This is a genomic window from Thiocapsa imhoffii (assembly GCF_016583985.1).
Taxonomy (GTDB): domain Bacteria; phylum Pseudomonadota; class Gammaproteobacteria; order Chromatiales; family Chromatiaceae; genus Thiocapsa; species Thiocapsa imhoffii.
In genome coordinates, this window is sequence record NZ_NRSD01000012.1 from 84,272 (window position 1) to 101,503 (window position 17,232).

Below are 17,232 nucleotides of genomic sequence, written 5' to 3' on the forward strand. Positions count from 1 at the left end.
GGTGGTGCACCTCAAGATGCCCAGCCGAGCATCTCGGTGGCATGGGCACGGGTGCGTTCGGTGATCTTGGTCCCGCCCAGCATGCGGGCGATTTCATCGATGCGTGCTGGGGCATCGAGTGGTTCGATCCGGGTGTGGGTCTGGCCGTCGAAAGTTTCCTTGCGCACGCGCAACTGGTGGTGCGCCTGGGCGGCGACCTGCGGCAGATGAGTGACGCAGAGGATTTGGCGCGCGTCGCCCAAGCGCCGCAGCAAGCGCCCGACGATCTCGGCCACACCGCCGCCGATGCCGACATCGACCTCGTCGAAGACCAGGGTGGGGACACTGCCGCACTCGGCCGTGGCGACCTGAATCGCCAGGCTGATGCGCGAGAGTTCACCGCCCGAGGCCACCTTGGCCAGCGGCTGCAGGGGTTGGCCGGGATTGGCACTGACCAGGAAGGCGATGCGCTCGAGCCCTGCGGCGCTCGCCCGCGCGGGGTCGAGGGCGCTGATCTCGATGGTGAACCGCCCGCCCACCATGCCGAGTTGCTGCATGGTGTCACTCACGGTCTGGCTCAGTCGCTCGCCCGCCGCGATGCGTGCGCGGCTCAGTTGCTGGGCCTGCTCGAGAAAGGTCGCGAGCGCGGCATCGCGTGCCGCGCGCACCTCCCCGAGCTGCAGATCGACCTGTTCGAGGTCCGCGAGTTCATCGCGTCGGGTCTCGAGCGCCTCCGGCAACAAGGTCGGTAGGACGCGATACTTGCGCGCGAGATCGTGGATCTGCAGCAACCGGGTCTCGACGGCGTCACGGGCCGCCTGATCGATCTCGAGCCCGTCGAGATAGTGCCGGAGGCTGCTCGCCGCCTCGCCGAGGTGAATGGCCGCGGTCTCGAGCAGGTCCCGCGGTTCGGCGAGCAGCGTGTCGATCTCGGCGAGTTCGACGAGGTCCGCGCCGGCGGCACGCAACTGATCGACGAGCGCGGGCTCGGCCTCGGAGAGCAGCTGCAGGATGCCTGAGGTCTTCTCCTGCAGATGGCCAAGATGACTCAGCCGGCGTTGTTCCTGATCGAGTTCCGTCAACTCGTCCGCGCTCAGGGCCAGCGCACTCAGTTCTTCGACCTCGAAGCGCAGCAGCTCGAGCCGATCGGCACGGTCCTGGCGCGCCACCTCGAGCGCGTCGCACTGCTGCGCCTGGTGCCGATAGTCACGAAAGGCTGTCGCGACCGCCGCGACGAGGGCGTGGTGACCGGCGTAGGCATCGAGTAATTCGCGCTGAGCCTGGGCGCGCAGGAGCGACTGATGCGCGTGTTGACCATGGACGTCGACGAGTCGATCGCCGAGTTCGCGCAGTTGCGAGCTGGTCGCGGGATGGCCGTTGACATAGGCACGCGAGCGGCCGTCGCGCACGATCAAACGTCGCACCAAGCAGCTCGTCGGGTGCGTGTCGTCATCCTCGAGCGCCTGGTCGCGCAACCAGGCCGCGGCAGCGGGAACCGCGCCGAGATCGAAATTTGCCACGATCTCGGCGCGCTCACACCCAGCTCGGATCATGCTGGCATCCGCCTTATCACCCAGCGCGAGGCCGAGTGCGTCGATCATGATGGATTTGCCCGCGCCGGTCTCGCCGGTGAGCGCGGTCAGACCGGCCGCGCACTCCAGTTCGAGTGTGCTCACGATGGCGAGGTCTTTGACGAGTAACTGGATCAGCATCGCGGGGGATCCGGCACGGGTTCAGCTCGGGGTCGACCGGTGGTGGCCGCCCCACCCAAGCTTGGCGCGCAGCAGGTGGTAATGATCGTGCCCTCGCGGATGGAGCAGATGGGCCCAATGATGATGGCGCTGGATCTCGATCCAGCCACGCGGTGGCAACTGCACGTCGGTTTGACCGTCGCAGGTCACCTGCACATGGCCCTGGTCGAGATCGCGGACCCGCAGGCGGATGCAGCGATCGCCAGGCACCACGAGCGGTCGGTTGCTGAGATCATGCGGGCAGATGGGAACCAACAAGAGGGCGTCGAGCGCCGGATCCACCAGCGGGCCACCACCTGACAGGGCATAGGCGGTCGAGCCCGTCGGCGTCGCAATGATGAGACCATCGGAACGCTGTGCGGCGACGAAGACCCCGTCGACCTCGACCTCGACCTCGATCATGCGTGCCGTGTTCCACTTGTGCACGACGACATCGTTCAGGGCCGAATAACTGCGATTTAGACCATCATCCGCAATCACGCGGACGCTGAGCATGGCGCGCCGGTCGGTTTGGTATTCACCGGCCAGGATCGGATCGAGCGCCGACTCGATATCCCGTGGCGAGACATCAACCAGGAAACCGAGGCGACCCAGGTTGATCCCCACCAGCGGCACGCCATGCTCGGCCGTGGCCCGGGCGGCGTGCAGGAGGGTCCCGTCGCCGCCGACGACGACCATGAGGTCGCAGCGGGTGCATAATTCCAAAAGGGGCAGCGCCGTGCCAACAGCGGTGCCGAGGAGGTGGGCGCTCTCGGCATCGAGCAGCACCTGCAGTTGGCGCGCGCGCAGATGTGACCAGAGACGCCGTAGGGTTCCCCTGACCCGCTCGGGGTCACCTTGCTTGGCGATGATGCCGACGCAGTTGAATTGCGGCATGGATTCCTTAACCAAGGCCCAGTCGGTGCGGGGCTCGTCTTGGGCCATGAAATGTCGCGGCCATGAGACCTCGTGACGGTGGCCGTCGCGCGCAGGCAACGGCGATCGCTCATCTCGTGCTCACCCATACGCCACCTCGCATCACCGAGTGAGGGCGCTCGCCGCGCGCGATGGCCCTGATGATCCACCGAGAGTGGCGCCCATCGTCAAGGGAGTATGGACAGCACCTTTAAGCTAGCATGCGCGTTGCCACGCGCCAATAGGCATGCTGCGAGCCTTGACAGCTTCATGGCGAAACCCTAAATTGCGGTGTTAGCACTCTCAGTTGGTGAGTGCTAAATCGTGACACAGCAGGTTGGGACTCCACGCTGGCGACCAGGTTCGTCGCCAGCGCGGTGCGGATGAACGTCGGATTGCACGGCAGACGACCTTGACCAGCGAGATCCATCAGAACGAAAACCGCGTCAGCGACCGCGCATTGCATTTCCTGAAAGTGCTTGTGGAGCGCTATATCCGCGAGGGACAACCCGTGGGTTCGCGCACCCTGGCGAAGGATACCGGCCTCGATTTGAGCCCGGCGACCGTGCGCAATGTGATGTCCGATCTCGAGGACATGGGACTTGTTATCTCGCCGCACACCTCCGCGGGGCGGATCCCAACCGTTGCCGGTTATCGTTTGTTTGTCGATTCGTTGCTCACGGTGCGCCCCCCCTCGGATGACGACATTGCCAATCTGCGCACCCGGTTCGAGGGGCCAGCCGATGCGAAACAACTCATCGAGACCGCCTCGATGCTCTTGTCTGGCATCACGCATCTGGCTGGGGTGGTCATGATGCCGCGCCACGAACGACACGTGTTTCGTCAAATCGAGTTACTGCCTTTGGCGGGGACGCGGGTGCTGGCCATTCTGGTCACGAGCGACGGTGAAGTGCACAACCGCATCATCGCAACCGAACGCCAGTTTAGCCCCGCGCAACTCGAGCAGACCGCGAATTATCTCAATGAGATCTTCACGGGCCAGGATCTGCGCGATGTCCGCAAACGGCTGGTGGAAGATCTCAAGCATACGCATCAGAACATGGACCAATTGATGACGCGTGCGATCCTGTTGGCTCACGAGGTGGTCGAGTCCGCGGAGCAGAAGGACGACTGTTTCATCGCCGGCCAAACCAACTTAATGGGGTTCGGCGAATTGGCGAGTTTGGAGCGCCTGCGGCAACTCTTTGATGCCTTCAACGAAAAACGCGAGATCTTGCACATCCTCGATCGCTGCATCGCGGCCGATGGGGTCCAGATCTTCATCGGCGAGGAATCCGGTTACGCGCTCCTCGATGATTGCAGCGTCGTGACGCAAACCTACCGGGTCGATGATCAGGTCGTTGGGGTGCTGGGCGTCATCGGTCCGACGCGGATGGATTACCAGCGGGTCATCCCGATCGTGGATGTAACCGCGCGGCTGCTCGCGGCCGCCCTCAGACAATAACGTTAAGGTGATTTAGGCCCGTCGCCGAAGCCAGTTGCGGCACGCGGCGAGGGTCGTTTCGAATTAGGAGAGCGTGAATGAAAACGGATTCAGCGAAGCAGACTGACGCAACCGAACAGTCGCCGCTAGAGGATACGCCACAGGAAGAAGCCATACTGGAAGACCCCGCGCGGGCGGCGGCCGAGCACGCGGACGCGCCGGTGCCGACGTTCGAGCAGGTCCAGGCCGACCTCGCCGCGGCGCAGGCCGAACTCGAGGGTCTGCGCGACCAGGGCCTGCGGGTCCGCGCCGAGATGGAGAATCTCCGCCGCCGCCACACCCTTGAGTTGGAGAAGGCGCACAAGTACGCGCTCGACAGTTTTGTGCGCGAGCTGTTGCAGGTCCGTGACAGCCTGGAACTCGGACAGGCGGCGGCTCTGGCGGCGAACGCTGACGTCGAGAAGATCCGCGAGGGTCAGGAGCTGACACTTAAGCTCATGAGCGATGTGATGACGCGTTTTGGTGTGAACTGCGTCGACCCGCTCGACGAGCCGTTCGACCCGGAGTATCACCAGGCGATGTCGCTTCAGCCACGCGATGATGTGCCGCCCAACACCGTCGTGACGGTCATTCAAAAGGGCTACACCCTCAACGGTCGGTTGGTGCGCCCGGCCCTCGTCATGGTTTCGCAACAAGGTGCCTGAGTGCCGCTTGAAGCCACTTGAAGCCACTTGAGTTCCACCCAAACGTCTGGGGCAATTCAACACCGGTCCAGGTCCGAACAACACATTTTTTGGAGAATCATTATGGGTAAAATCATTGGTATCGACCTCGGGACGACAAATTCATGCGTCGCGGTCATGGAAGGCGACTCGGTTCGTGTGATCGAGAACGCCGAGGGCGATCGGACGACGCCGTCCATCGTTGCCTACACGGGTGAGGGTGAAGTGCTTGTCGGTCAGTCCGCGAAGCGTCAGGCGGTCACCAATCCAGCCAACACGCTCTTTGCCATTAAGCGCCTGATCGGGCGGCGCTTCGAGGACAGCGTGGTCAGCAAGGACAAGGACATGGTCCCCTACAAAATCGTCAAGGCCGACAATGGCGATGCCTGGGTGGAGATCAACGGCAAGAAGATGGCCCCGCCCGAGATTTCGGCCAAGGTCTTACAGAAGATGAAGAAGACCGCCGAGGACTATCTCGGTACCCAGGTGACCGAAGCCGTGATCACGGTTCCCGCCTATTTCAACGACTCGCAGCGCCAAGCCACCAAGGATGCGGGCCGCATCGCCGGACTCGAGGTCAAGCGCATCATCAACGAGCCGACCGCGGCGGCGCTCGCCTACGGGATGGACAAGAAGCGCGGTGATCAGAAGATCGCCGTCTACGACCTCGGTGGCGGCACCTTCGACGTCTCCATCATCGAGATCGCGGAAATCGAGGGCGAGCACCAGTTCGAGGTGCTCTCGACCAATGGGGATACCTTTCTCGGTGGCGAGGACTTCGATCTGCGCGTGATCGACTTCCTGGTGGCGGATTTCAAAAAGAGCCAGGGCATCGATCTGCGTAATGATCCGCTCGCGCTGCAGCGTCTGAAAGAGGCCGCGGAGAAGGCGAAAATCGAACTGTCCTCGAGTCAGCAGACCGACATCAATCTGCCCTACATCACGGCCGACCAGTCCGGGGCAAAGCATCTCAACGTCAAGCTGACGCGTGCGAAGCTCGAGTCCTTAGTCGAGGAACTCGTCGATCGCACCATCGAGCCCTGTCGGATCGCGCTCAAGGATGCCGGACTGACGGCGGGTGAGGTCGACGAGGTGATCCTGGTCGGTGGCCAAACCCGGATGCCGAAGGTGCAGGCGAAGGTCGAGGAGTTCTTTGGCAAGACACCGCGGCGGGATGTTAACCCCGACGAGGCCGTGGCCATCGGGGCGGCGATCCAGGGCGGCGTGCTCGGCGGTGAGGTGAAGGACGTCCTCTTGCTCGACGTCACGCCCTTGTCGCTCGGTATCGAGACGCTCGGTGGTGTCATGACCAAGCTGATCGAGAAGAACACCACGATTCCGACCTCGGCGCAGCAGGTGTTCTCGACCGCGGACGACAATCAGACCGCCGTCACCGTGCATGTGCTCCAGGGCGAGCGTGAGCGGGCCGTCCACAACAAGTCGCTCGGCCGCTTCGACCTCAGTGATATTCCCTTAGCGCCGCGCGGGGTCCCGCAGATCGAGGTGAAATTCGATATCGATGCCAATGGCATCCTGCATGTCTCGGCGAAGGACAAGGCGACCGGGAAGGAACAGTCGATCGTCATCAAGGCGTCCTCGGGACTTTCCGATGATGAGATCGCGAAGATGGTCAAGGATGCCGAGGCGCATGCCGAGGAAGACCGCCAGTTCCATGCGCTGGTGGCCGCACGCAATCATGCCGACACCATGATCCATGCGACGCGCAAGTCCATGGAGCAGCTCGGCGAGAAGATCGACCCGAACGAGAAGACGGCGATCGAGGCGGCCATCAAGGAACTCGAAGAGGTGATGGCGGGTGAGGACAAGGAGCGGATCGAAACCCTGACCCAAGCCCTTGCCGACACCTCGGCGAAGATGGCCGAACGGGTCTATGCCCAGAGTGCGCCGGGCGGCGATGCGGCGTCATCCGCTACGGGGACGTCCGAGGGGGCATCCGCGGGTACTCAGCGTGACGATGTCGTCGACGCCGAGTTCGAAGAAGTCAAGGACGAGAAGAAATGAGCTGAACGCAGGAGCGATTCTAAGCGCGTCATACCTGGCCTCCAGGGCGTCGGCCCCGTGAGTTCGGTGCCAGGCATGGCGCGTCAGCCCCGGAACGTCTCAGGCGATCGGTGGCGTCAAGGTGGGATCACCGCACGATTAGGTTCTTGCCGCGCGGTGTGATCCCGATTTCCAACGCAAGATCGACGAGCGGATGGTCGTGATCGGGTTCCCCTCCGTGCGACCTGGCAGCGTGTGGCACTCGTGATTGACGCCTCGATGTCGCCGTCCGATCAACCCGGCTCGGCATCCGCACGAGCGCGGTCAACGAGCGCCACCGTCGTCCGGGGCGTGGGTTAAGCTCGGTGTCTGGACGAATCCAATGGCAAAACGTGATTATTACGAGGTTCTCGGCGTTCCCCGCAACGCGAGCGAGGCCGATCTGAAGAAGGCTTTTCGCCGTTTGGCGATGAAGTATCACCCAGACCGCAACAGCGGTGATCTGGATACCGAGGCAAAGTTCAAGGAAGCCAAACTGGCCTATGACGTCCTGAGTGACCCTCGTAAACGTTCCGCATACGATCAGTTTGGTCATGCGGGGGTCGATGCCGGTGGTCCAGGAGGCTTCGGCGGCGCCGGCGATCCGGGCGGCTTCTCCGATATCTTCGGCGACGTCTTCGGCGACATCTTCGGCGGACGCGCCGGTGGACGGCGGACGCAGCGTGGTGTCGATCTGCGCTACGACCTCTCGCTCAGTCTTGAAGACGCGGTCTCCGGCACGGAAGTGAAGATCCGTCTTCCGGTGTTGGTCGACTGTCAATTTTGTGGCGGCACGGGTGCAAAACCGGGCACCCAGCCCAAGACCTGTACCACCTGCGGTGGGAAAGGTCAGGTACGGATGCAGCAGGGCTTTTTCTCGATCCAGCAGACCTGTCCAACCTGTCGTGGGACCGGGACAGTCATCGAAGAGGCCTGTAGCCATTGTCGCGGTCGCGGCCGCCTCCAAGAGGAGAAAACGCTCTCGGTGCGCGTTCCCGCGGGGGTGGATACGGGGGATCGCATTAGACTCGCCGGAGAGGGCGAACGTGGTGACTTCGGGGGGCCACCGGGCGATCTCTATGTGCAGATCCAGGTCACGAAACACCCCATCTTCACGCGCGAGGACAGCGACCTTTATTGCGAGGTCCCCATCGGCTTCGTGGCGGCGGCGCTCGGGGGCGAAATCGAGGTGCCAACCCTCGACGGTAAGGTCGTGCTGAAGATTCCCGCCGGGACGCAGACCGGAAAGATGTTCCGGGTGCGGGGTAAGGGCGTGAAGCCGGTCCGGGGCACGGCGACCGGTGATCTCATCTGTCGGGTGGCGGTGGAGACACCGGTGAATTTGACCGAGCGCCAGAAAGAACTCTTACGTGAGTTCGAGACCAGTATGCAAGAAGGTGGCTCCCGGCATAGCCCGCAGTCACACTCCTGGCTTGATAGCGTGAAGAGCTTCCTGGATAAGATTGGACTCTGAGGGGCGCATGCGACGGGCGCTGCGCGCCCACGCTCGGCCAGCGCAACCGGGTGTGTCCACCCGCGCCTGTGCGGGCGCGCACGCGTCCCGCCACCAGGCCGCAACGCGGAGATGAGTAGTGATGCAACACACCAGAATCGCCATCGTCGGTGCCAGTGGGCGCATGGGTCGGACCCTGATCCAGGCCGTGCGAGACAGCGAGGGGCTTCAGCTTGGCGCCGCGACCGAGCGGCCTGAGTCCAGTGTGATCGGCCTGGACGCGGGCGAACTGGCTGGGGTTGGTCCGCTCGGCGTGGCCATCCGGGCTGATCTGCGGGAGTGTCTTGATCAGTTCGATGTCGCGATCGATTTCACCACGCCCGCGGCCACGCTGCGCCATCTGGAGATCTGTCGCGCCGCCGGTCGCCCCATGGTGATCGGCACGACTGGATTCGAGCAGGCGCAGCGCGAGCACATCGCCGCCGCGGCACGCGAACTCGGGATCGTCTTCGCCCCCAACATGAGCGTCGGCGTCAACCTCTGCTTCAAGCTTCTCGACTTGGCCGCCCGGGTACTCGGTGACGAGGTCGATATTGAGATCGTCGAGGCGCACCACCGTCACAAGGTCGACGCCCCATCCGGGACCGCACTGCGGATGGGCGAAATCGTCGCCGAGGCCTTGGACCGAGACCTCGCTGAGGTCGCGGTCTACGGGCGGGAGGGACACACGGGTCCGCGCGCGCGCCGAACCATCGGTTTCGAGACGATTCGAGCCGGTGATGTCGTCGGAGAACACAGCGTTTGGTTCGCGGCCGAAGGCGAGCGGGTGGAGATCGTGCATAAGGCCTCCAGTCGCATGACCTTCGCCCGCGGGGCGGTGCGTGCCGCGGGTTGGATCGCGGGGCAGGGCGCGGGACTCTACGATATGCAGGATGTCCTGGGCCTGCGCGCGCTGTAAACCGACCCATGTCTGCGATCCGATCAATTCAGCAAGGACGAGGCAAGATGCGCGCGCAGATCAAGCCGGATTCAACCAGTCAATGTTCTCGCACTCGCTGCAATCGGACCGCGGGGTCCTGGTGCGTGCGCTCCGGCCTGTGGAGTCTGCCACGGGCCATGCTGGTTCTGTCACTCCTCCTGGCCATCCTCATCGGTTGCGCGACGGCGCCCGAGACCGGGCGCCGGCAAGTGTTGCTGATCGACACGGCCGAGGAGGCGCGGATGGGCCTCCAGGCCTTTCAACAGATCAAGCAGCAACAGACGATATCCAAGAACCAACGGGCGAATGCCCAGTTACAAGCAGTCGGCAAACGGATTGCCAGTGTCGTCAACATGCCCAACGCGAGTTGGGAGTTCGTTCTCTTCGAAGCAGACGAACCCAATGCCTTTGCCCTGCCAGGCGGAAAGATTGGCGTCAACACGGGCATCTTGCCCATCACCAAGAACGAGGCGGGGCTGGCCACCGTGCTGGCGCACGAGATCGCCCATGTGACCGCGCGCCACGGCGCGGAACGTCTCTCGCACGGGATGTTGGTGCAACTCGGCGGGACCGCCCTGTCGGGCGCGCTCGGCGGGCAAGCGGCGGCAACCCGCGATGTGGTGATGCAGGCGTATGGTATCGGCAGTCAGCTGGGGGTGATGTTGCCTTACTCCCGGATGCAGGAATACGAAGCCGACCGTATCGGACTCCTCTACATGGCGCGCGCTGGTTTTGATCCGCGCGAAGCGACTGGCTTTTGGGAGCGTTTTCAGGACTACAACCGCAGCCGGGGAGGGGGGCGCACACCGGAATTCCTCAGCACCCATCCGGTCGATCGCAGCCGCATCGAGCAGCTCCAGGGCCTGATGCCGCAAGCCATGGCCGAGTACGAGCGTTTCCGGCGTTGATGGCACCGCGCATGACGGTCGCAGCCCGCGCGAATCAGCCGTGAAGGGTCTCGTCGCTTTGCTGTTTGGCCTCCTGTTCATCGCAGGAGGCTTCCTGCTCTGGTTACAGTCCGACCCGGTGACCGCACCCTCTCCCGGGTTTGATCCCTTGTTGCAAGCGCTTCTCGAAGTCGATCCCGACGCGTTCGAGGCTCCCATCACGAGCGATCCACTCCTGTTCCCACGTGACCATGCCCCGCATCTGGGTGTGCGCAGTGAAATCTGGAACCTGGTGGGTCAGTTGGTGGATGAGGATGGGCATGCCTACCCGTTTCAGTTCAGCCTGCTGCGATTCGCACTGCGGCCTGGTGCGGCCGAGCGCACCTCCAGTTGGGCAACAACCGCCGTGATGCTGTCGGGCCTGCGGCTGTATGAGCCTGATCGCTCGCGCATCCGTGTACGCACCGCGGAACGTCTCGAACGGGATGCCTTGGGATTGGCCGGTGGCGAGAGCGTACCCGCCCGGGTGTGGGTTGCCGACTGGTCACTGACGCTCGCCTCATCCGAGGCGACCGGAACGCATCTGACCCTGAACGCCGCGGGCGAGGATCTTGGTCTCGCCCTAGAGCTCTCTGGCTCCATTGCGCCGATCGCTTTGGGAGAACTGGGGTTATTCGGACGTGAAGGGGGCGCTGGATTCCAAGGCTATCTGCTGCCCCGATTGTCCTTGCAGGGCCGGCTCACGCGCGACAGCGAGACGGTCCCCGTCCAGGGACAGGCCTGGCTGGAGCACGGCTGGGGGAATCTAATCGGCGGGACGGGCCCCGTCGGCCTCGATCGTATCGCCTTGCAACTGACACCTGATCAAGAATTGATCTGTCTGCAGCTGCGACGTCTCGACGGCACTGGGACCCCGATCCCATCCTGCGCCCTGATTCGGGAGGATGGGGGCGTACAGCGCTTCCAGCGTCGTGAGATCCTGCTGGAACCGCGCGGGCGCTGGCGCAGTGCCGGGTCTGGATTCCAGTTTCCGGTCGCCTGGCGGCTTGCGATTCCGCTCCTGGAACTGGAACTGACACTGGACCCGCTGGTCAAGGATCAAGAGTCCGCCGGCCCGCTGCCACTCTGGAGTGGCGCCGTGCGGGTGGCGGGGCGACAGCAGGGCGTGCCGATTCAAGGACGCGGCTGGGTCGAGGTCTCGGCGGAATCCGTCACGGAGCCTGATTGAATCCTGGCCATGCGGCCAATGGACCGAGTTCCAGTGCCCCGAGCGGTCGGTGCGATGCGCGCGGGCAGACGCTGCTCGCACCAACCGCTCTCGAATCGGGGATATTCAGCGTGATTCTGGCCAGGACCCGATGGCCTCAACCCCAACCTCGTTAGGTTTCGTATGCCGCGTGTCCCTGTCCTGATGTTGATCTGGTCCGTCGCCGTCTTCCTGATTGCTGTGTTGATCAGCGGCTGTGAGCCCGGTGTCTCGGAACAAAACGGTGTCTTCAAGGCCGAGGTCGGACGGGTCCCGGCGGCGGACCAGCGCCCCGGCGACCCAGAACAGGGGTATGACGCCTTATTGAATCGTGCGGTCGTCACCTGTGGTCTCCCCTATTCGGCCTATGCGAGGATGCGTGGCACCGATCCGGAAGTGGGGCCACAGTTCGCCGGGCGCACGGGGCGCAATGCCGAACTCCCCTACATGCTCACCGCGCACACCACCAGCGCGGGCGTCGAGATCGTGACCTCCAATTGCCTTGCCTGTCACGCCGCGACCATCAATGGTGAGTTGGTGATGGGACTCGGCAACGAATTCCTCGATCTGACGCAGGATCCCTTGATTGGCATCGAGGCGGCGGGCGCATTCGTGCGTCAGGGTCCCGAGGCCCAGGAGTGGCGCCGCTGGGCGGATCGGATCGGCGTGATTGCCGACTACATGATGACCGACACCGTGGGCGTGAATTCGGCGAACAATCTGACGCTCGCGCTGATGGCCCATCGTGACCCCGAGACGCTGGCCTGGTCCGAGACGCCTCTGATCGAACCGCCACCCCGCACGCCACTGCCGGTCAGTGTGCCGCCTTGGTGGAACATGGCTAAAAAGCATGCGATGTTCTACAACGCCGAGGGACGGGGTGATCATGTCCGCTACATGATCCTCGCCTCGACCACCTGTACCGATTCGGTCGCGGAGGCCGCGGAGATCGACGCCTGGTTCGTCGACGTGCGCGCCTATCTAGCGAGTCTGAGCCCGCCTCGCTATCCCTTCCCAATCGATCCGCTCCTCGCGCAAGAGGGCGCGACCGTTTTCGAGAACACCTGTCGCGAATGTCATGGAACCTACGGCGCCACGCCGAGCTATCCAAATCGAGTGATCGCGCTGGGAAAGGTGAAGACCGATCCCGAACTGGCCCGCAAAGGGTTCAGTGATGCCAATCGGTTCCTCGATTGGTTCGGCCGCTCCTTCTACGGCGAGCTCTCGCAAGCCGCGCCAGCGCTGGGTTATATTGCTCCACCTCTCGATGGGGTGTGGGCCACCGCCCCTTATCTGCACAACGGCTCGGTCCCAACCCTCGCCGCCCTCCTCGAGAGCGGGACCCGCCCGACCTACTGGGAGTTCGACCGTGAAGGCGATGAGCAGCCGGCGTTCGATCCGGTTAACGTGGGCTGGACCTATCGGGTACGAGAGACCGGGAAGGCGGGGGCCATGAGTTGGGACGAACGAAACCGCATCTACGACACCAGCCGACCGGGCTACGGCAATCAGGGACATTCCTTCGGCGATGAGTTGTCAACGGCCGAGCGGCAGGCCTTGATCGAGTACCTCAAGACCCTGTGAACAACGCGCGGCTCAGGATTTGGGACTGCAGGCGAATGAGTTCGGTGTGAGCGGATCGAGGCGAAGTAAAAAAAGACTTGCATCCCAGGGGATAAGTTTTTATGATGCTCGGACAGTTGCGGGGTGGAGCAGTCAGGCAGCTCGTCGGGCTCATAACCCGAAGGTCGTAGGTTCAAATCCTGCCCCCGCTACCATATAAAAAAAGGGCTTACGGTTAATTACCGTAAGCCCTTTTTTGTTGCTCGCGAATCATGTAAGTGCTCTTGAGCCGAGGCGCGCTCGGTGAGGGTGACGCCCTGCCACTTAGCGATGAAGTCATCCGGGGACATGGGTATTCCTCCTTGCGATCGACCACCCGACACGTTTCGGCCGCGTCTCCGCGTTGCCGAAATTTGCTTACACCAGCACTTCATCGACCTCTGCCGGATGCTCGGGGAGCAGACCCCGAAGGACGCCTTCACGGATCGGAGCAATTGAGATTGATCAAGCGTTTAAGGGCTCCGACGGTGAAGAAAAGCCAGCGCACGAGTTTAGTGAGTTTGAAGTGGAGCTGAATCAGCTGATCCGTAAGCATTTCCCGCATTGGGGTGCGAAGGATCTGCTCGGCTAGGTACCGGGCATGATACGTGCTGCAGGGTTTGGTACGTGCTGCAGTGCAGCACGTACGATGTTCGATGCGGCAACATGCGCGGGAGCGATCATGAACGAGGTGGTGAATACAGAGTCTCAGAATCCGGCATTTCATGACGCCATTTTGATGATGCTGGTGGACTTAGATCAACTTTGCCGAGCCAACAATCTAAATTACCAATTGGCTGCAGGGACGTTATTAGGTGCGGTTCGCGAGCAACGTATTATCGGCTGGGACAAAGATGCCGATATTTGCATGCTTCGTGCTGAGTTTGAACGTTTCATGCCTGCTGCCGAGAGCCAGCTGCCCGAGAAGTATTTCTTGCAGCATCAAGGCAGCGAATCCTCAATGTTTTCTTTAGTGACCAAACTTCGACTGCGGGGCACGAGACGTGTATTCGCAGGTCGACGCGAGACCTCGAACACTCGTTCTGAGGGACATAAAATGCACGAAGGCATAGCGGTGGACATATTTCCCTTTGACGCTGTGCAACCCAATACAGCTGCTGGCCGCTTGCACATGTGGCTCTGTGCGAACCTAAAACCTTTGTTAATACTTCGAAGCGTCGGTGATGCGAAATTGATCATGGGCGCAAATAAGCCGCTTTGGTTTAGAGCCATAGCTTGGCTTTGCTATCAGCCGTTACGCTTGTTCCCTAAGCGACACATTATGGCGAGCTACCGCTGGCTGGTCACCTATTACAGTAGGAAGCAACAGCCGACCGGTTTTGTTGCCTGCTTAGTTTCCCTTCCGCGTAAATCGTCAGCGCGCTTGCCGCGCATTCGTCCGCTGCACTCCTTACAACATACCGTGCTGGGTAAGCTTGGGGAGCACGAGTTTCCTTTGCCACACAATTACCACGAGGTTCTGAAAAACTTGTACGGCAACTATGTGGAGCCGCCGCCAAAGTCTGAGCGTAAGCTTGGAATTACTGTCGATTTTGCTGCAACTGATTAAAATTTAGCCACTGACGGAGCGAGAGAATACGCGGCTTTTCTTGATCGTAGACGCCAATGCCGACCCAGGGTTGTACCGTTGATGTTCGACAAGAGCCAATATGCACCGAACGGTCGCCACGTTGGTGGGAAAGCTGAATATGCTCCCCAAATTTGTTGAACCTTCGACGCTCTGGAAAGCTTTCCATTGCTTCACAACGAAGGGCCGCGTCTTCAATATCTAACGGATAATTGGAGCCTTCCTCTGGCACAACAAGGTCGAACTGGACATTTCGCGCAGCACTCGCGATAGCCTTGTCTGAAGGCCGTTTACCGGCTAATTTCATGGCTTGGTAGTGTAATTCGAGAGTTTGCCGCGCTTGGTCAGTACCGCCGAGATAGTCTGCGATATCCACCAGCTGGAAGTGAATGCGTGCACAACAAAAATGTTGGATGTGTTCTTTAAGCTCGGTGATGTAGGGGCGCTGGTGCGCAGCCGGGATTCCATTAATAAAATCTAGCACTCCGCTCATATAGGACAGCGCAATTTCCACACCGGGCGCGTGATAGCGAGCGATGGGTTCGACGTATTCACGCAAGTATTCAAGCCAGAAGGTTTCGGCTAAATTGAGGGCTGGACTGTCGGGTATTTTAGGGTGCTTGTAGCCCCCAAAAGGTACGCTGAACTTGATCGGCTGTTGGTAGCGCAATGCGAAGTTGAGTTTGCGCTGAATGTCGAGTTTGGTTTTGATGTCAGCACTGCTTCGGCGAAACGGCCGACGCAGCACGAGGTTTTGCAACCGTTGTATATGGTTCAGCTCAATAGGATTTTCCTGCCAATACAGGGGCAAGCAGGGGCTTACCGGCTGCCCTAACTGACTTTCAATAAAGTAATCCTTACTGCTAGGATTCGGTGCAATACCTCGCCATCGCTCTGCCTTCTCGGCAATGCATTGCAAAGACTCGTATACCCCTGGGAACTCCTCACGAAAGGATTTGCTCAAGCCCTTCACCAGAGACGAGAAATAGTCGCAGGGTTCGTCAAATTGAAAACGAGTGTTAAACCCGGCTGGATTCACTAATTTGTAGACAAACTTGCGACCGCCGAACCGTAGGTAGCGAACCAAAAGGGTTAAGTCGTCTGCGGGTGCCAACGTGGTGTGTGGACCATGCACCATATGTCCATTTAAGCTGAGCCGATCGTCTGCTGGCGTGGTGAGGTGTAGGGTACTGGTAAAGTCTAAATCAACAATTGGAATGTGATCCCAAAAGCTCAAAGGTGCTTTGAGCAACTGTGAAAGTACACTTTGCCGTTGTTCTAGGGATAATGAGGGACACAGCCGCTTGTCGACAAGAATAATGTTTTTGGGGGTAGCGTCTCTAAACGGAACACTGTCTGCCTTCAAACATTGCTGCTTCCATCGCTTGGCTAGGGTATTTAGTTCATGTGGCGGTGGTTTGGCAATATGTGTCATTTCGCAGATAGCGTTGAGTAAATCGGTTATCTGTTCGTTAAAAGGATATGGCTGTTGAGAAATGCTGGACTTGTGCTTATGCAGCAGCTGTTGCAGGTCATCGAGTCGCTGATTGCAGCGAGCCATTAACACGTCGCGAATGGCAAGGTGATCAGTGCTATTGCTCAGTTGGCGAAGCAAGTCATAGAGCCGAATACCTCGTTTAGCTTCCAGTAGCAGTTGCTTTCTATTTTGCTCAATGAGGCGTGGAGCATGAGCGGGTAAATGTGTGTTGATTAGCTTGAGGACCTGGGCTTCTTGTTCTGCAGCGAGCTCCGACTCACAATATTTGACGTAAGCGCTGTGGTCTGCGAGCTGCTGAATATGATCCGGTTTTTGATTGGCGGTACGCCGATCTTTGTTGAGATTAGCGATGAAATAGCGAAGAACCGTTGGAGTAATATTCGCGTTGAGCTGTTCAATATCGGTAATGGTGTCGATGTCTTGCGCCGCAAACCGAGGAAGCACAAGGCCGTTAACGTCATCGCGTTGTTGCAGGAGCTGCCATTGTTTAACGTCTGCAGGGGCAGATGAAATTAAGGATAGTAACGACTCAGGCCAATAAACCGCGTGTGCCATTTGATGGGTTCCGGTGCCAGCTTTTGGCAAAAACCTTGTCACTAAACCCTGTGCGATATCAACTCCCACCTCTTTTGATTTAGCCTCAGGACAGGCCCAGGGCATCGCCGCAATTGCAGGGGTTTTGGATCGGTAATTCAGGATGTCCTTTAGAGCCGAACGAGTATAGAGCGTATCTGCGAAAAGTACCCATGTATTGCGGCGAGGCAGGAAGGTCAGTGCGCGCTGCAAGGTTTGCATCATTGTATGGTGCTCGTAATTTTCGGCAGCGGGGATTAAAGTGGGTAAGGTCCAGCGCTGTTGTGCTACGAACAGTTGGATTTGGCGTTCAACAGCAACACTTTGATAACCCAAAGCGATGGTAATGGCGTCACTGGGCTGACCCAAACTGTGAAGATGCGTTAACAGGAGCTCGAGGCTGCCTCGGTTGTCCCAAATTGGATGTAACGCCTTGTGTTTTTGCTGACCAGAAGACGCACGAAACCGTGAGCCAGTTCCAGCCGCTAGAATAAGGACTCGACTCGGGTATTTATTAAAATTAGTGATGGTCACTTGTATTCGCTGTTTACTGAGTTTGAACTTTAGCTAGTTTAG

General features: G+C 60.4%; 12 protein-coding genes and 1 tRNA gene. 10 read left to right on the forward strand and 3 right to left on the reverse strand.

Annotated elements, in window-relative coordinates:
* Positions 1-11: 11 nt before the first annotated feature.
* Together recN and CKO25_RS12455 are read right to left on the reverse strand one after the other, a co-directional pair.
* Positions 12-1,691, reverse strand: coding sequence for a DNA repair protein RecN (gene recN, locus CKO25_RS12450; protein ID WP_200388254.1), 1,680 nt, complete (start codon positions 1,689-1,691; stop codon positions 12-14).
* Positions 1,692-1,712: 21 nt separating this feature from the next.
* Positions 1,713-2,606 carry an NAD(+) kinase gene (locus tag CKO25_RS12455; protein ID WP_200388296.1) on the reverse strand — a complete coding sequence of 298 codons (894 nt, stop codon included), beginning with the start codon at positions 2,604-2,606 and terminating at the stop codon, positions 1,713-1,715.
* Between the two features lie 412 nt (positions 2,607-3,018).
* On the opposite strand from CKO25_RS12455, the gene hrcA reads away from it, so the two are divergent.
* The 10 genes from hrcA (at position 3,019) to CKO25_RS12505 (ending at position 14,567) form a co-directional block, all read left to right on the forward strand.
* Entirely contained in the window at positions 3,019-4,089 is a 1,071-nt protein-coding gene (gene hrcA / locus CKO25_RS12460; protein WP_338115124.1) for a heat-inducible transcriptional repressor HrcA, read from the forward strand.
* A gap of 77 nt (positions 4,090-4,166) precedes the next feature.
* Entirely contained in the window at positions 4,167-4,772 is a 606-nt protein-coding gene (gene grpE / locus CKO25_RS12465) for a nucleotide exchange factor GrpE (protein ID WP_200388255.1), read from the forward strand.
* Between the two features lie 102 nt (positions 4,773-4,874).
* A complete protein-coding gene (dnaK, locus tag CKO25_RS12470; protein ID WP_200388256.1) occupies positions 4,875-6,812 on the forward strand; it encodes a molecular chaperone DnaK in 1,938 nt (645 codons plus the stop codon).
* A gap of 361 nt (positions 6,813-7,173) precedes the next feature.
* Positions 7,174-8,304 (forward strand): molecular chaperone DnaJ, encoded by a 1,131-nt coding sequence (gene dnaJ, locus CKO25_RS12475; RefSeq protein ID WP_200388257.1) that lies wholly within the window; start codon positions 7,174-7,176, stop codon positions 8,302-8,304.
* A gap of 121 nt (positions 8,305-8,425) precedes the next feature.
* Positions 8,426-9,241, forward strand: a complete 816-nt coding sequence (gene dapB / locus CKO25_RS12480) for a 4-hydroxy-tetrahydrodipicolinate reductase (protein WP_200388258.1) — start codon at positions 8,426-8,428, stop codon at positions 9,239-9,241.
* A gap of 158 nt (positions 9,242-9,399) precedes the next feature.
* On the forward strand, positions 9,400-10,170 hold the full coding sequence (locus CKO25_RS12485) for a M48 family metallopeptidase (protein ID WP_200388259.1): 771 nt from the start codon (positions 9,400-9,402) through the stop codon (positions 10,168-10,170).
* Between the two features lie 40 nt (positions 10,171-10,210).
* Complete coding sequence (locus CKO25_RS12490; protein ID WP_200388260.1) at positions 10,211-11,377, forward strand: lipocalin-like domain-containing protein; 1,167 nt, start codon at positions 10,211-10,213, stop codon at positions 11,375-11,377.
* Between the two features lie 183 nt (positions 11,378-11,560).
* Positions 11,561-12,979 (forward strand): c-type cytochrome, encoded by a 1,419-nt coding sequence (locus tag CKO25_RS21610; RefSeq protein WP_200388261.1) that lies wholly within the window; start codon positions 11,561-11,563, stop codon positions 12,977-12,979.
* A gap of 117 nt (positions 12,980-13,096) precedes the next feature.
* A tRNA-Met gene (locus CKO25_RS12500) sits at positions 13,097-13,173 on the forward strand.
* 506 nt (positions 13,174-13,679) lie between these two features.
* Positions 13,680-14,567 (forward strand): LicD family protein, encoded by an 888-nt coding sequence (locus CKO25_RS12505; RefSeq protein ID WP_200388262.1) that lies wholly within the window; start codon positions 13,680-13,682, stop codon positions 14,565-14,567.
* Here CKO25_RS12505 and CKO25_RS12510 read toward each other — a convergent pair.
* Entirely contained in the window at positions 14,539-17,190 is a 2,652-nt protein-coding gene (locus tag CKO25_RS12510) for an NTP transferase domain-containing protein (RefSeq protein ID WP_200388263.1), read from the reverse strand. The genes CKO25_RS12505 and CKO25_RS12510 overlap by 29 nt on opposite strands.
* Between the last annotated feature and the right edge of the window lie 42 nt (positions 17,191-17,232).

Bases quoted from the DNA above. Each gene is read 5' to 3' on its own strand.
- recN (WP_200388254.1), bottom strand. From the start codon at position 1,691: ATGCTGATCCAGTTACTCGTCAAAGACCTCGCCATCGTGAGCACACTC.
- CKO25_RS12455 (WP_200388296.1), bottom strand. From the start codon at position 2,606: ATGCCGCAATTCAACTGCGTCGGCATCATCGCCAAGCAAGGTGACCCC.
- grpE (WP_200388255.1), top strand. From the start codon at position 4,167: ATGAAAACGGATTCAGCGAAGCAGACTGACGCAACCGAACAGTCGCCG.
- dnaK (WP_200388256.1), top strand. From the start codon at position 4,875: ATGGGTAAAATCATTGGTATCGACCTCGGGACGACAAATTCATGCGTC.
- dnaJ (WP_200388257.1), top strand. From the start codon at position 7,174: ATGGCAAAACGTGATTATTACGAGGTTCTCGGCGTTCCCCGCAACGCG.
- dapB (WP_200388258.1), top strand. From the start codon at position 8,426: ATGCAACACACCAGAATCGCCATCGTCGGTGCCAGTGGGCGCATGGGT.
- CKO25_RS12485 (WP_200388259.1), top strand. From the start codon at position 9,400: ATGCTGGTTCTGTCACTCCTCCTGGCCATCCTCATCGGTTGCGCGACG.
- CKO25_RS21610 (WP_200388261.1), top strand. From the start codon at position 11,561: ATGTTGATCTGGTCCGTCGCCGTCTTCCTGATTGCTGTGTTGATCAGC.
- CKO25_RS12505 (WP_200388262.1), top strand. From the start codon at position 13,680: ATGAACGAGGTGGTGAATACAGAGTCTCAGAATCCGGCATTTCATGAC.